This is a genomic window from Achromobacter sp. LC458 (genome assembly GCF_001005835.2).
Classification (GTDB): Bacteria; Pseudomonadota; Gammaproteobacteria; order Burkholderiales; family Burkholderiaceae_B; genus Achromobacter; species Achromobacter spanius_B.
Window position 1 is genome coordinate 1 of the sequence record NZ_LBHW02000013.1, and the last position, 14851, is coordinate 14851.

Below are 14851 nucleotides of genomic sequence, written 5' to 3' on the forward strand. Positions count from 1 at the left end.
ATGCAGGCGCACGCCTGTTCGCAATACCCATGTCCATCGCAACCACATCGTTTCACCAAGGAGAAACCCATGCGCTTAATCACCGATCAAGAACTCAGCAATATGTCGACGGAAAACAAGCGTCGTCGCCATCAAGAACTGGACAAGAAATTGTCGGTGGCCGCCGATCGAGGCTGGGCATGCGTGCCGCGCATCGAAGCCAGCCGCGCCAAAGTCCATGCCGCCATCCTGATGGACGTGGAATTGGGCCGCGATGTCGAGCCCAGAACCGAAAAGCGTCGCGACCGCATCAAGGTCAAGAACTGATAGCGGATTGAACGCCGCGGGAGCATTCCGGGGGGCATTCCGGGGGTGTGTCCCGCGGTGCATCCCTGGGATGCATTCGGGTAGTTAGCCAACCGGGGCACCAACGGCGCCGGCGCCAGGCCATCTACTGTGTGCGGAGGAATGCGGCCAAGATGGGGCTGAAAGACTGCAAATTCTAGTTGTTATGGGCAGTCAATCGGCACCCACCGTTCCCGCTAAGCCGTTGATTCAAAGCGCCTTGCGGGCACTCAGCACGGCCCCTGGGGGCCAAGCAACGGCTTTCAGTTGTATGGTGCGAAGGAGGGGACTCGAACCCCTACACCTGTTACGGCGTCAGGACCTAAACCTGGTGCGTCTACCAATTTCGCCACCTTCGCTAAAGGTCAAGCCCGCTATTGTAGCTTGCTTGTTAAAATCTTGCGTCATGAATCCGCGCCTCGATGCTTTACACCCCTACCCGTTCGAAAAATTGCGCGCGTTGCTGGCTTGCGCCGCCGCGCAGCAGAACGGTCTGACGCCTATCAACTTATCGATTGGCGAGCCCAAGCACGCCGCGCCCGAATGCGTGGCGGACGCCATTCGCGGGCATATGGACGGGCTTTCCGTGTACCCGTCCACCAAGGGCGATCCCGCGCTGCGCCAGGCGATTTCTGCCTGGCTGGCGCGCCGTTACAGCATTCCCGCCCCTGATGCCGACACGCAGGTCTTGCCCGCCCTGGGTTCGCGCGAAGCGCTGTTCGCTTTTACCCAGACCGTGATTGACCCGTCCGCTGGGTCGGTCGTGATCTGCCCCAACCCGTTCTACCAAATCTACGAAGGTGCGACGCTGCTGGCCGGCGCCACGCCCTACTTCGTCAACGCCGATCCGTTGCGCAATTTTTCCAGCGACTGGAATCAGGTGCCTGACGCCGTCTGGAAGAAGACCCGGCTGGTGTTCGTGTGCTCGCCGGGCAACCCGGCCGGTAACGTCATGTCGCTGGATGAATGGGAAGTCCTCTTCAAGCTGTCCGACCGTTACGGCTTTGTGATTGCGTCGGACGAATGCTATTCCGAGATCTATCTGGACGAAGGCGATGCCCCCCTGGGCAGCCTGCAGGCGGCGCGCCGCCTGGGCCGGGACGACTACCGCAATCTGGTGGCGTTTTCCAGCCTGTCCAAGCGGTCCAACGTGCCAGGCTTGCGGTCGGGTTTTGTGGCGGGCGACGCCGCGCTGATCGGCCGGTTCCTTTTGTATCGCACGTATCATGGCAGTGCCATGAGCCCCCTGGTGTCGGCGGCCAGCATCGCGGCCTGGGCCGACGAGGCGCATGTGAAAGACAACCGCCGCCTGTATCGCGAAAAATTCGACGCGGTCGTCCCCATACTTGAAAACGTGCTCGATGTGTCACGCCCGAAAGCCTCTTTCTACCTATGGGCGGCCACGCCGGGCTCGGATACGGCGTTTGTGCGCGACCTTTATGGCCGTACCGGTGTTACCGTTCTGCCGGGCAGTTTCCTGGCGCGGGAAGCGCATGGCGTCAATCCCGGCCACGGCCGCATCCGTATTGCGTTGGTGGCGCCTTTGGCTGATTGCGTGCAAGCAGCCGAACGCATCGCTCATTTTGTACATACTTCTGTTTGATCAACCTTTAAAAGCTGAGCCGCTATGACTCTCGACCTGCAGACCACCATCGAAAAAGCCTGGGACGACCGGACCAACCTGACTCCCTCCGACGCCAGCGCCGAAGTGCGCGAAGCGGTGGAACACACCATCGACGGGCTGGATCTGGGCCGCCTGCGCGTGGCTGAGAAAATCAACGACGACTGGGTCGTGCACCAGTGGATCAAAAAGGCCGTGTTGCTGTCGTTCCGCCTGAACGAGAACGCCATCATGGGCCAGGCGCCGCTGCAGTTCTACGACAAGGTGCCGCTCAAGTTCTCGGAATACGGCGACAACGCCTTCAAGCAAGGCGGCTACCGCGTGGTGCCGCCCGCCGTCGCGCGCCGTGGCGCGTTCATCGGCCGCAACGTCGTGCTGATGCCCTCCTATGTGAACATCGGCGCCTACGTTGACGAAGGCACCATGGTTGACACCTGGGCCACCGTCGGCTCTTGCGCGCAGATCGGCAAGAACGTGCACCTGTCGGGTGGCGTGGGCATCGGCGGCGTGCTGGAACCCCTGCAAGCCAACCCCACCATCATCGAAGACAACTGCTTCATTGGCGCCCGCTCGGAAGTCGTCGAAGGCGTGATCGTGGAAGAAAACTCGGTCTTGGCCATGGGCGTGTTCCTGTCGCAAAGCACCAAGATTTTTGATCGCGCCACGGGCAAGATCACCTACGGCCGCGTGCCCTCGGGTTCCGTCGTGGTGCCGGGCTCGCTGCCGTCGGCCGACGGCTCGCACAGCCTGGCTTGCGCCGTCATCGTCAAGCGTGTCGACGCGCAAACGCGCGCCAAGACCAGCATCAATGATCTGCTGAGGGCGTAATGAGCACGTCAGCCGTACTGGATCTGGTCAAGGACCTGATCGCCCGCCCGTCGGTCACGCCGGCGGATGAAGACTGCCAGGCGGCGTTGGCCGCCCGGCTCGAGCGCATCGGCTTCACGTGCGAAACCATCGCACAGGGCGGCGTCACCAATCTGTGGGCCCGTCGCGGCAGCGCCGCGCCGCTGACCGTGTTTGCCGGTCACACCGATGTGGTGCCTCCGGGTCCACGCGAAAAGTGGGATAGCGACCCGTTCGTGCCCACTGAACGCGACGGCTGGCTGTACGGCCGTGGGGCGGCCGACATGAAAAGCTCGATTGCTGCCTTCGTGGTGGCGGCCGAGGAATTCGTGGCGGCCCACCCGCAGCATGACGGTTCGATCGCGCTGCTGATCACGTCCGACGAAGAAGGCCCGTCCATCGACGGCACCGCCATCGTTTGCGACGCATTGAAGGCGCGCGGCGAAAAGCTGGATTACTGCATCGTCGGCGAACCGACTTCCGGCGACGTGCTGGGCGACACCTGCAAGAATGGTCGCCGCGGCTCGCTGTCGGGCAAGTTGACGGTCAAGGGCATCCAGGGCCACGTCGCCTACCCGCATCTGGCGCGCAACCCCGTGCACCAGTTGTCGCCCGCGTTGGCCGAAATCGTCTCGATTGAATGGGACCAGGGCAACGAGTATTTTCCGCCCACGACGTTCCAGGTGTCGAATCTGAACTCGGGCACCGGCGCCACCAACGTGGTTCCCGGCGAAGCGGTTGCGTTGTTCAACTTCCGTTTCTCCACGGCCAGCACGCCTGAAAGCCTGAAGGCGCGCGTGCACGCCGTGCTGGACAAGCACGGCCTGGAATACGAGCTGGACTGGGACTTGGGCGGCGAGCCCTTCCTGACCCCGCGCGGCTCGTTGACCGATGCGCTGGTGCAGGCGATTCACAGCGAAACCGGCGTGACCGCCGAACTGTCCACCACGGGTGGCACGTCCGATGGCCGCTTCATCGCCAAGATTTGCCCGCAGGTGATCGAGTTCGGTCCCGGCAACGCCACGATCCACAAGGTGAATGAGCGCGTCGAAGTGGCTTCACTGGAACCGCTGAAAAACATCTATCGGCGCACGCTGGAAAACCTGCTGCTGAAATAAAGAGACCCCCGCGCTTCGCACGCTGCGCAAGCGCTCTGCCCCCTTCACAGGGGGCGTGTTTTTTCCCGGTTCGGCATGCTGGACGGGGATATAAGGCCTGTTATGTATCAATCCGCCCGCCAAGAATTGCTGACGCTGCGCGACCTGATCCGCTATGGTGTGTCGCGCCTGAACAGCGCCCAGGTGGCGCTGGGGCACGGCAGCGATAACGCCTGGGACGAGGCCGTCTATCTGACGCTGCACGCGCTGCACCTGCCGCTGGACACGCTTGACCCGTTCCTGGACGCCCGCGTGGTCCGTGAAGAACGCGACCGCGTGCTGGACCTGCTGGAACGCCGCGTGACCGAGCGCGTGCCCGCGGCCTACCTGACCAACGAGGCCTGGCTGCGCGGCCACCGCTTCTACGTGGACCAGCGCGTCATCGTGCCGCGTTCGCCCATTGCCGAACTGCTGGACGCAGGGCTGTCGCCGTGGGTCCAGGACCCTTACGCCGTGGAAAATGTGCTGGACATGTGCACCGGGTCGGGTTGCCTGGCCATCCTGTCGGCCATGGCCTTCCCCAATGCCCACGTTGACGCGGTGGACGTGTCGGCCGATGCGCTGGAAGTTGCCCGCCGCAACGTCGACGACTACGGCTTGGCCGACCGTCTGGACCTGCATGCCAGCAACCTCTTCGACAATCTGCCGGCTTGCCAGTACGACGTCATCATCTGCAATCCGCCTTATGTGAACAGCGGTTCTATGGACGTGCTGCCCCAGGAATACCGTCATGAGCCGCAGCTGGCCTTGGCCGGTGGCGACGACGGCATGGACCTGGTGCGGCGCATTCTTGCGTCGGCGCCACAGTACCTGGCACCTGAAGGCGTGATCGTGCTTGAGATCGGTCACGAGCGCGACTTCTTTGAAGCCGCCTTCCCGCAGCTCTCGCCCGTCTGGCTGGACACGGAAGAAGCGTCGGACCAGATCCTGCTGCTTACCCGAGAGCAACTCAGCCTGTGATACGCGCCACTGGATTGACCCTGCGCCGCGGCACGAAAGTGCTGTTAGATAGCGCTGAATTTGTCGTACACCCCGGCGAGCGCGTCGGCATCGTTGGCAAGAACGGCGCGGGCAAGTCCTCGCTGTTCGCGCTGCTGACCGGCGCGCTGGACCTGGACGCCGGCACCGTGAACCTGCCGGCGGGCTGGCGCATTGCCAGCGTCAAGCAAGAGTTGGACGCCGACGACCGCCCGGCTCGTGAATTTGTCATCGACGGCGACACGCACTTGCGCGAATTGCAGGCGCGCCGCGCCGAACTGACGGACGACCAAGGCACGCAAATCGCCGAAGTGGAAGCGGCGCTGATCGAAGCCGGCGCCTGGAGCGCCGCCTCGCGCGCAGAGCAGTTGCTGGCCGGCCTGGGCTTCAAGCCCAACGAATGGATGCTGCCGGTCGAAAGCTTCTCGGGCGGCTGGCGCATGCGCCTGGCACTGGCCAGCGCGCTGATGGCCCCTTCCGAATTGCTGCTGCTGGACGAACCCACGAACCACCTGGATCTGGACGCGATGCTGTGGCTGGAGAAATGGCTGGGGGCCTATCCGGGCACCGTCATGCTGATTTCCCACGACACGGAATTCCTGGACGCGGTGGCCAAGTCCATCCTGCATTTCGACCACGCCAAACTGGTGCGGTATCGCGGTGGCTACGGTGATTTCCTGACGCAACGCGCCGAGCGCCTGCGCCAGACCAACATCGCCTACGAACGCCAGACGCGCGAGACGGCCCGCCTGCAAGGGTTTATCGACCGCTTTAAAGCCAAGGCTTCCAAGGCGAAGCAGGCGCAAAGCCGCGTCAAGGCGCTGGCGCGCATGCAGGTGCTGGCGCCGCTGCACGCTGAAGCCGGCATCGACATCCGCATCCCCTCGCCCGACCAGGTGCCCGACCCGCTGTTAACGCTGGAACACCTGTCGGCCGGGTATACGGACGCGGCAGGCAACGCCATTCCGATTCTGCGCGATGTGACGTTGATGGTTCGCGCGGGCAGCCGTGTCGGCGTGCTGGGGGCCAACGGCGCCGGCAAAAGTACCCTGATCAAGACGCTGGCCGAAGAGATCCCCGTGCAAGCAGGCGAACGGCGTGCCTCGCGTGGCTTGGCGATTGGCTACTTTCACCAGCATCAGCTGGATATGCTGGACGTGGACAGCACGCCCATCGCCCATCTGGCACGGCTGGCGCCGGACACGCGCGAACAAGAGCTGCGCAATTACCTGGGCGGCTTCGGCTTTTCGGGCGACACGGTCACCAGCAAAGTCGGCCCGATGTCCGGTGGCGAAAAAGCACGCCTTGCGCTGTCCTTGATCGTCTGGCAAAAACCCAATCTGCTGCTGCTGGACGAACCCAGCAACCACTTGGATGTCGAAACGCGCGAAGCCCTGGCCGCCGCGCTTGCCGACTTCGGCGGCAGCATGCTGCTGGTCTCGCACGACCGGCACCTGCTGCGCACGACCGTGGACAGCTTCTGGATTGTCGCGGATGGCGCGGTGCGCGAATTCGATGGCGACCTGGAGGACTACCGCGACTGGCTGGCCGCCCGCAACGCCGGCGAACGCGCCGAAGCCGCGCGCGAAAATGCCGACGGCAGCGAACCCGTCGTGGACCGCAAGGCGCAACGCCGCGCTGAAGCCGAACAGCGCCAACGCCTATCCGCACTGCGCAAACCGCTGGAGTCGAAGTTGGCCAAGGTCGAGGCCGAGATGGAAAAGCTGCGCGTCAAATTGCACGCGCTGGACGCCGTCATTGCCGACGCCGACCTGTATTCAGACGCCCGCCGCGCCGAACGCCAAAAGGTCATGGCCGAGCACGGCGAACACGGCAAGCGCATGGACGAGCTGGAAGAGCAATGGCTGGAAATCCAGGGTTCGCTGGAAGAAATCGACCAAAGCGAGGGATGATCCAAACGCACGGCTGCAACCGCTGCAAAACCCGCAACAGCGGCGCAGCGGCACAGCTTGGATTGCGGATGGAAAACGGGGGGCCGATTGGCCCCCCGCTTCTTTTATTACGAGTAAGGACGTTCGCGCAGGCGGGTGTGGTGATCGATCACGGTGTCGATCACCTCGCGCAGGATGGTCTCGGCCAACGCGGGCGGCACGCCGGCCTCTTCCGCCAGGCGTCGAATGCGCTCGACCTGTTGGCTTTCCCGTTGCGGGTCCACCAGGTCCATTCCGTGATTGGTTTTCAATTCACCAATCATGTCCGTGCAGCGAAACCGCACGCCCAACAGCAGCATGATCTGCTGGTCGATTTCATCGACCTCGGCACGCAGGGACGCCAGCTCGGCTTTCGGAGACTCGTTGTTGGCCATGTTTAACCCTGAACAATATCAAGCTTCGCGATACCCAGCGCCAAGGTTTTGGCGCCCACGTCACGAAACTGGATTTCCGCCTGGGCGTCCTGTCCAGCGCCGCTCAAGCCAATAATCGTGCCATCGCCAAACCGCGCGTGATGCACGCCCTGACCCACACGATACTGCTTGTCGCCCACCGTGACACCGCTTGCGATGCCGCGAGGTTGACGCGGCGCAATGGTATTGGTGGCTTTGCGGCCGAACGCATCACCCCGATTGCCGCCGCCCCAGCCGGCGCCCGTGCTGCTGACCGGCGCCAAGCCGGCCTTGGGCGACAGCCACTTCAGATGCTCTTCGGGAATCTCGTCAAGGAAGCGTGAGCGCATCGCGTAGCGCGTCTGGCCATGCAGCATCCGGCTTTGTGCCAGGCTGATGTACAAACGCTGCCGTGCGCGGGTAATCGCCACGTACATCAGGCGCCGCTCTTCTTCCAGCCCGGACTGCTCAAGGATGCTGTTCTCGTGCGGGAACAGGCCTTCTTCAAGACCGGTGATGAAAACCGCGTCGAACTCCAGGCCCTTGGCGGCGTGCACCGTCATGAGCTGGACGGCGTCCTGGCCTTGTTGGGCCTGGTTATCGCCGGCTTCAAGCGCGGCATGCGACAGGAACGCCGCCAACGGCGTCAGCCCGTCAGAGGCCACGATGGGCGCGTCGACGACGCCCGGCATCAGCGTTGACGACGTGGCCTGGTCGGGCACCACGCCGGCAGGCATGCCATCGTAGTTTTCTTCCGACGCGAACACGGCTGCAGCCGTGATCAATTCGTTCAAGTTTTCCAGCCGTTCGGCGCCTTCGCGCTCCGCCTTGTAGTGAGCGTTCAGGCCACTGGTTTCGAGCATGTGCTCGACCATTTCCGGCAGCGGCAGATCGCGCGTTTCTTCGATCAGGCGGTGGATCAGCTGGGCAAACTGCGCCAGGTTGGAACCACCCTTGCCGGCCACCAGGGCCACCGCGCCGTACAGGCTGGTGTCGTGCGCGCGGGCCGCGTCAGCCAGTTGCTCTAGCGTGCGCGCGCCTATGCCGCGCGTCGGGAAATTGACCACGCGCATCCACGACGTGTCGTCATGCGGATTGGCCATCAAGCGCAAGTACGCCAGGGCGTGCTTGATTTCCTGGCGCTCGAAAAAGCGCAGGCCGCCATAGACCTTGTACGGAATACCGGCCGAGAAGATGGCGTGCTCAATCACGCGCGACTGCGCGTTGCTGCGATACAGCACGGCGATCTCGCGGCGCAGGCTGCCGTCGTGGATCAACGAACGGATTTCGTCCACGATCCATTGAGCTTCCATGCCGTCGGAGGGCTGTTCGATGACGCGCACCGGTTCGCCTTCGCCCTGATCCGTCCAAAGATTCTTGCCCAGGCGGCCACTGTTATGGCCGATCAGCGCGTTGGCGGAATCCAGGATGTGGCCGAACGAGCGGTAATTCTGCTCAAGGCGGATGACGGTGCCGTGCGCGTAGTCACGTTCGAAGTCGGACATATTGCCGACGTTCGCGCCACGGAACGCATAGATGGATTGGTCGTCGTCGCCCACGGCAAAGATGGCCGCGCCACCGCCGGCCAGCAGGCGCAGCCACTTGTATTGGAACGTGTTGGTGTCTTGGAACTCGTCGACCAGAATGTGGCGGAAGCGGCGCTGGTAGTGCTCGCGTACCGGCGCATTGCGCGACAACAATTCGTAGGCGCGCAGCAGCAGCTCGGCGAAGTCGACCACGCCTTCGCGTTGGCACTGGGCTTCGTACAGCTGATAGATCTCGATCAGGCGACGGCGATGGGCGTCATAGGCCTCGACGTCTTGCGGACGAAGGCCTTCTTCCTTGGCGCCGTTGATGAAGCGCTGGACGTCCCGGGGCGGATACTTTTCGTCGTCGACGCCATTGGCCTTCATCAGGCGCTTGATGGCGGCAAGCTGGTCCGTCACATCCAGGATCTGGAAGCTTTGCGGCAAGCCGGCGTCGCGGTGATGGGCGCGCAGCATGCGGTTGCAAAGGCCGTGAAACGTGCCGATCCACAAGCCGCGCGTATCGATCGGCAAGATCGCCGACATACGCGCCAGCATTTCGCGCGCGGCCTTATTGGTGAACGTGACCGCCAGAAGCCCAAAAGGCGAAGCCTGGCCGGTTTGAATCAGCCAGGCCATGCGGGTAGTCAGTACCCGGGTCTTGCCGCTGCCCGCCCCGGCCAAGACCAGGGCGTGCTGCGGTTCTAACGTTACTGCGGCGCGTTGTTCAGGGTTGAGCTTCTCTAGCATCATGCCGCGTAGCGGCGCAGATGTTGAGCGAATTGCTCGAGCCCGGCGATGCCGCTTTGCTGGGCGCGCTGGCACCAGGCCTGCAGGTCATGAAGAAGCTGTTCGCTGCTGGCGCTGGAGCTTTCCCAGATGCGGCCGAGTTCACGACGCATCTGCACCAAGGTCGACAGCGACTTGTTTTTGGCAATGGCGCTATCCACGGCGGCAAGCTGTTCAGGCTGGAGGATTTCCTCGTTGCGGTGGATGGCACGACGCACTTGGCGCAACTTGGTGTAGTCGCAGTCTGCGTTGCCTTCCTGGCGCGAGGCCTTCAGCTTGTTCATCTCTTCGCGAGCGGCGCTCTTGATCACGTCCGCGTAGCGGGCCATGACTTCGTAGCGGTGCGTGATCACGCCTTGCAACGTGCGCAGGTCGATGCCGGTACGGCTGTCATCCAGCTTGAGCTTGGGCGCAACCTTCTTGATCTTGGCCAGGCCAAAGAACTTCAGGATGTTGATGTAGGCCCAACCGATGTCGAATTCGTACCACTTGGCCGAGAACTTGGCCGACGTGCCGTGGGCGTGGTGGTTGTTGTGCAGCTCTTCGCCGCCAATCACGATGCCCCAGGGGAACACGTTGGTGCTGGTGTCCGGGCTGTTGTAGTTGCGGTAGCCCCAATAGTGGCCAATACCGTTGACGACGCCGGCTGCCCAGAAGGGAATCCAGGCCATCTGGACCGCCCACACCGTCACGCCGACCGCGCCGAATAGGGCGACGTCGATGGCGAGCATGGACAGCACGCCCCACAAGCTGTGCTTGCTGTAGACGTTGCGTTCGAGCCAGTCGTCAGGCGTACCGTGGCCGAACTTGGCCATGGTTTCCTTGTTGTTCGATTCTTCGCGATACAGCTCCGCGCCGCGGAACAGCACCTTCCAGATACCGAACAACATGGGCGAGTGAGGATCGCCTTCCTTTTCGCACTTGGCGTGGTGCTTGCGGTGAATGGCAACCCATTCCTTGGTGACCATACCGGTCGTCATCCAGAGCCAGAAGCGGAAGAAATGCATGACGGCAGGATGGAGATCCAGACCGCGGTGCGCTTGGCTGCGATGGAGAAAGACGGTGACCGCAACAATCGTGATGTGCGTCACGACCAAGGTGAATACGACGATCTGCCACCAAGAGGCTTGGGTCAGACCACCGGCAATGAAGGAGAGGATGTAATCCATAAAGCTGTTATGAGCCTCGCTTGTTAAGTGCCTGAAGTTTAGCTTACCTTTGCCGACTTATGACAAGGGAGTTTCAAAATAGTTTTTGAGCGAAATCAAGGACTAAGCCCCGATTTCAGAGCACAAAAAACCTCTCTCGCGACCGCTTCAGGCCGATCGCGAGGCTGGTCTCGCCAATAGACGGCCTTCTGGGCCGGCTACCCCTTCTCTGTGGGGGGTATTCGCAAAGACACCAGGTTTTGGCTACATTCCGGTACTAAAGTTCCTGTCAGCAAACAGCGTTCCGCCCGCCGAGGCGCTTTGCGATGCCCGTTTGTTGCGCTCAATGCGGTCCAAAACTGTCTCTTTTGCCCCACTCATGCTGTACAGAAAACCCCGTCCCTTATTTTTCGCGGCCTTGGCGATGATGACGCTTACCGCCCACACACCCGCGCTAGCGCAGAACTTGAAGTCCGGCGATGTGACCGTGCTGGCGTCGTACTACGAGATACGAGGGTCTGACTGCCTGGCGCTGCGGGCGCCACGAGTGGTGATCACGCAAAACCCGACGCTGGGCAAGGCCAGCATCGTGCAGACGCGCGGCCAGTCCAGTGACAGCGGGCGGTGCGCTTACAAGGCCGTGCCGGTATCGCAGGTGGTGTACGCCGCGGATCAACCGGGCGCCGACACCCTGGCCTGGGAAGTGAAATACCAGAACAAGACGCTGGGCACCCGGCGCTATAGCGCGACCATCGGCGTGGCGCCGGCCCGGTAGGCTCGGCCCGGCAAGCGGGGAGCAATCCGAAGATCGCAGGACCCGCCCACCGACCGGTGTCGCCGCCCGCCCGGAGCGTCAGGCGGGTTTGTCCTGCTTACCGGCGTCGGCTGCCGGATCGGATACCGCCTCAGACGCTGCCGACTCAGGAATCAGCTGGGCATCGTCCCCAGCCTCGGGATCAACGGCTGCCGGCGGGGTGGCCGTCGCGGTCGCCGTTTCCAGTTCCAGACCCGATTGCTCGTCAGGGATGCCATCTTCCAGCAGATCGGCGTCGGCCGCTTCCGCTGCCACAACGGCGTCCGCACCCGCTGCCGTGTCGGTGGCCGCGCCCTTCTTTTTGCGCTCGAATACCGCCGCGAAGAAGCCGTCCGTGCCGTGCACGTCAGGACGCAGTTGCAGATACGGGCCTTCCAGCTTCAGGTTTTCGCAACGCGAAGCCAGGATCTCGGCCGCGTCCACGCGTTCAAAGTCGGGATGGCTGGCCAGGAAGCGCTCGGCCTGTACTTCGTTTTCTTCGGCCAGCAGGCTGCACGTGGCGTACACCAGGCGACCGCCCGGCGCCACGCATCGCGCGGCGCTGTTCAGAATGCGCTCCTGCAACTGACCCAGTTCGGCCAGTGCCTGCGGGTGCTGGCGCCACTTCAGGTCGGGATTGCGGCGCAAGGTGCCAATACCGCTGCACGGGGCGTCCACCAGCACGCGTTGCGCCTTGCCGGCCAGGCGCTTTACGCGGGCGTCGTTCTCGCTGTCGATCACAACGGGCACCACGTTCGACAGACCGCTGCGCGCAAAGCGCGGCTTGGCACGGGCCAGGCGCGCGGCCGACACGTCAAACGCGTACAGGCGGCCGGTAGAGCGCATCAGCGCGCCCAGCAGCAGCGTCTTGCCGCCGGCGCCCGCGCAGAAATCGATGATCATTTCGCCACGGCGCGGCGCGACCAGCAGGGCCAGCAACTGGCTGCCTTCGTCTTGAACCTCGATGCTGCCGTTTTCGAATTGCGGCCAGCGGTTGATCGCCGGACGCCCTTCTATGCGGATGCCCCAGGGCGAAAACGGCATGGCGACGGGCTCGTAGCGGCCTGCACTTTGTTGCAGTTCCGTCAGCATGGCGTCGCGTTCGACCTTAAGCGGGTTGACGCGCAGATCCAGGCTGGCCTGACGGTTCAGCGCTTCGACCAGCGTGTCCGGGCTGTCCATCAGCGCCAGGCGCTCGTCGAGCCAATCAGGGATGCTTCCCCGCACGGCGCGCGGCAACGTGGACAAATCGATCTGCGACACGCGCTTGAGCCATTCCGCTTCGGCGGCATCCAGGCCCTCTTCCAGCGCTTCGGCGCCCAGGGTGGCGTTCAAACCAAGAATGGCCAGGCGACGCGATGCGGGACCCACGCCGCTTTCGCCGAATTGGCGGTAGCGACGCAGGTGACGCAGCACGTCGTAAACAGCTTCGGCGACCTCGGAGCGATCGCGCGCGCCCAGGTTCGGGTGGTGGCGCAGCCAGTGCGACAGCGCGGCGTCGGCCGGATAGGTCCATTGCAGAATTTCGCCCAGCACGCGTTGGACTTGATCGATGCGGATGGCCGCATACGATTGGCGCGGACGGTTGAACTGCGGCTTTTGCGACGACTGTTCGCGATTGCCCAGCCCGGCGTCACCGCCGCGCGGGCCGGCATACTGGCCGCGTTCGCCACGGTCATCCCCACGGGGGCCGTCGTAGGACGGGCGCGGCTGACGTTCATGGCGCTCGGCGCCATAGGAGGAACCGCGTTCACCCCCACGGTGCTCGGCCCCGTAGGAACCGCGTTCGCCGCCACGGCTTCCGCCACGGGGACCATTGTTATAGGACGGACGGGAATCCGGGCGGCCTTGGCCTTGCCCGTGTTCACCACGACGTTCCGAACCATAGGAAGCACGTTCGCCGCCACGATTCTCGCCACGCGGGCCGTTGCCGTAGGACGGACGGGAATCCGGGCGGCCTTGGCCTTGCCCTTGTTCACCACGACGTTCCGAACCATAGGAAGCACGTTCGCCGCCACGATTCTCGCCACGCGGGCCGTTGCCATAGGAAGGACGCGAATCCGGGCGGCCTTGGCCTTGTCCTTGGCCACCACGGCGCTCCGCGCCATAGGAACCACGCTCGCCGCCACGGTTTTCACCGCGCGGGGCGTCGTAGGACGGGCGGGGGGCCGGGCGGCCCTGGCCTTGCCCTTCCCGGCGGTCACCTCCGAACGAGCCGCGATCGCCGCCAAAGGAGCCGCGATCGCCGCGCGCCCCCGCACGGCCTTCGCCGCGCCCTTCGCCACGTTGGGCGTCAAACGACGCGCGCGGCGCCGGGCGGCCCGCATCGCGGGCGGGACGCTCATCGCGCCCTCGCTCGGTGCGCTGCTCGCGCGCTGGCGCCTCGCGGGCTTCGCCCTTCGGACGCGAGAAAAAGGACCGACCGTCGCGCCCTTCGGAAGCGGCCCTCGGGGAGCCTGCCGGACGAGAACGCGGAGATTGGGGTTTAGTCATGGTGTGTTCCAGTGGGGCGGAGGAGTTCCGCCCGGTAAAAGCGATTCGGGGCCGCTCAGGCGGCCGGCGACCAGGTGAAAAGGCGTGCGGGATCCCCCTGCACGTCCACTCGATGGTCGGCTGTCAGGGTAACCCGGCCTTCGGCCAGCCAGCGCACGGCGGCCGGAAAAGCCTGATGTTCCACTGCCAGCACGCGGCTGGCCAGCAGTTCGGGCGTATCACCGGCCAAAACCGGCACACAGCCCTGCGCAATGATCGGGCCGTGATCCAGCACCGGGGTCACGAAATGCACCGTGCAACCGTGCACCCGCACGCCCGTGGCCAGCGCTTGCGCGTGGGTATGCAGGCCGGGAAACGCCGGAAGCAACGACGGGTGAATGTTGACCAGCCGACCGGCGTAATGGTTGACAAAACCCGGCGTCAGCACGCGCATGAAGCCGGCCAGGATGACGTAATCGGGCGCATAGCGGTCGATTTCGGCGGCCAGCGCGGCATCGAAAGCATCCCGGCTGGCGTAGTCCTTGTGATACAGGGCCGCGGTGGGAATGCCCTGGGCGGCCGCCCATTCCAGGCCGCCCGCGTCAGGGCGGCTGGCGATGACGGCGGCAATGTCAGCCGGCCAGCCCTCATTTCGGCAGGCCTCGGCCAGCGCCTGCATGTTGCTGCCCCGCCCTGAAATCAGGATGACAAGGCGGCGCTTAGAAAGTTGTGTTTCCGGCAAGATAAAGAATCCAAAGATGGCCCCCAACGCGCCCGGCTGGGACGCGGTTCGCTTGGCGCAGCGGGCTTGTCCGCCCTCTTCCCACGCCATGAAAACCGGTCGGCGCGTGAA

General features: G+C 63.9%; 12 protein-coding genes, 1 tRNA gene and 1 pseudogene. 8 read left to right on the forward strand and 6 right to left on the reverse strand.

The window, feature by feature from the left end:
• Window positions 1–69: 69 nt before the first annotated feature.
• Window positions 70–306 carry a hypothetical protein gene (locus YH64_RS12960; protein ID WP_046804655.1) on the forward strand — a complete coding sequence of 79 codons (237 nt, stop codon included), beginning with the start codon at window positions 70–72 and terminating at the stop codon, window positions 304–306.
• Window positions 307–596: 290 nt separating this feature from the next.
• Here YH64_RS12960 and YH64_RS12965 read toward each other — a convergent pair.
• Window positions 597–683, reverse strand: a tRNA-Leu gene (locus tag YH64_RS12965).
• A 47-nt stretch (window positions 684–730) separates the two neighbouring features.
• On the opposite strand from YH64_RS12965, the gene dapC reads away from it, so the two are divergent.
• The 5 genes from dapC to YH64_RS12990 all read left to right on the forward strand — a co-directional run bounded on the left by dapC (window position 731) and on the right by YH64_RS12990 (window position 6839).
• Window positions 731–1927, forward strand: a complete 1197-nt coding sequence (gene dapC / locus YH64_RS12970; RefSeq protein ID WP_046804656.1) for a succinyldiaminopimelate transaminase — start codon at window positions 731–733, stop codon at window positions 1925–1927.
• 24 nt (window positions 1928–1951) lie between these two features.
• The gene (gene dapD, locus YH64_RS12975) at window positions 1952–2773 is read left to right on the forward strand and encodes a 2,3,4,5-tetrahydropyridine-2,6-dicarboxylate N-succinyltransferase (RefSeq protein WP_046804657.1); all 822 of its coding nucleotides are present in this window, start codon (window positions 1952–1954) and stop codon (window positions 2771–2773) included.
• Entirely contained in the window at window positions 2773–3909 is a 1137-nt protein-coding gene (dapE, locus tag YH64_RS12980) for a succinyl-diaminopimelate desuccinylase (protein ID WP_046804658.1), read from the forward strand. Before dapD ends, dapE begins: the two co-directional genes overlap by 1 nt.
• A gap of 102 nt (window positions 3910–4011) precedes the next feature.
• Window positions 4012–4908 carry a 50S ribosomal protein L3 N(5)-glutamine methyltransferase gene (gene prmB, locus YH64_RS12985; RefSeq protein WP_046804659.1) on the forward strand — a complete coding sequence of 299 codons (897 nt, stop codon included), beginning with the start codon at window positions 4012–4014 and terminating at the stop codon, window positions 4906–4908.
• Window positions 4905–6839 (forward strand): ABC-F family ATP-binding cassette domain-containing protein, encoded by a 1935-nt coding sequence (locus YH64_RS12990; protein WP_143215365.1) that lies wholly within the window; start codon window positions 4905–4907, stop codon window positions 6837–6839. The genes prmB and YH64_RS12990 overlap by 4 nt, the downstream gene beginning before the upstream one ends.
• A 107-nt stretch (window positions 6840–6946) precedes the next feature.
• On the opposite strand, the gene YH64_RS12995 is transcribed toward YH64_RS12990, so the two are convergent.
• The 3 genes from YH64_RS12995 to YH64_RS13005 are packed head-to-tail and all read right to left on the reverse strand — an operon-like array spanning window position 6947 to window position 10754.
• Complete coding sequence (locus YH64_RS12995; protein ID WP_046804661.1) at window positions 6947–7252, reverse strand: chorismate mutase; 306 nt, start codon at window positions 7250–7252, stop codon at window positions 6947–6949.
• 2 nt (window positions 7253–7254) lie between these two features.
• Window positions 7255–9549, reverse strand: a complete 2295-nt coding sequence (locus tag YH64_RS13000) for a UvrD-helicase domain-containing protein (protein ID WP_046804662.1) — start codon at window positions 9547–9549, stop codon at window positions 7255–7257.
• The gene (locus YH64_RS13005) at window positions 9546–10754 is read right to left on the reverse strand and encodes a fatty acid desaturase (RefSeq protein ID WP_046804663.1); all 1209 of its coding nucleotides are present in this window, start codon (window positions 10752–10754) and stop codon (window positions 9546–9548) included. Before YH64_RS13005 ends, YH64_RS13000 begins: the two co-directional genes overlap by 4 nt.
• A 278-nt stretch (window positions 10755–11032) precedes the next feature.
• On the opposite strand from YH64_RS13005, the pseudogene YH64_RS30770 reads away from it, so the two are divergent.
• Both YH64_RS30770 and YH64_RS13010 read left to right on the forward strand, forming a co-directional pair.
• Window positions 11033–11161, forward strand: a pseudogene (locus tag YH64_RS30770) (hypothetical protein); the annotation flags it as partial.
• Window positions 11113–11508 (forward strand): hypothetical protein, encoded by a 396-nt coding sequence (locus tag YH64_RS13010; protein WP_046804664.1) that lies wholly within the window; start codon window positions 11113–11115, stop codon window positions 11506–11508. The pseudogene YH64_RS30770 and the gene YH64_RS13010, both read left to right, overlap by 49 nt.
• A gap of 78 nt (window positions 11509–11586) precedes the next feature.
• Here YH64_RS13010 and YH64_RS30775 read toward each other — a convergent pair whose 3' ends face one another.
• Together YH64_RS30775 and purN are read right to left on the reverse strand one after the other, a co-directional pair.
• Entirely contained in the window at window positions 11587–13062 is a 1476-nt protein-coding gene (locus tag YH64_RS30775) for an RsmB/NOP family class I SAM-dependent RNA methyltransferase (protein WP_046804665.1), read from the reverse strand.
• A gap of 1012 nt (window positions 13063–14074) precedes the next feature.
• Window positions 14075–14740 (reverse strand): phosphoribosylglycinamide formyltransferase, encoded by a 666-nt coding sequence (gene purN, locus YH64_RS13020; protein WP_046804778.1) that lies wholly within the window; start codon window positions 14738–14740, stop codon window positions 14075–14077.
• Window positions 14741–14851 lie beyond the last annotated feature (111 nt).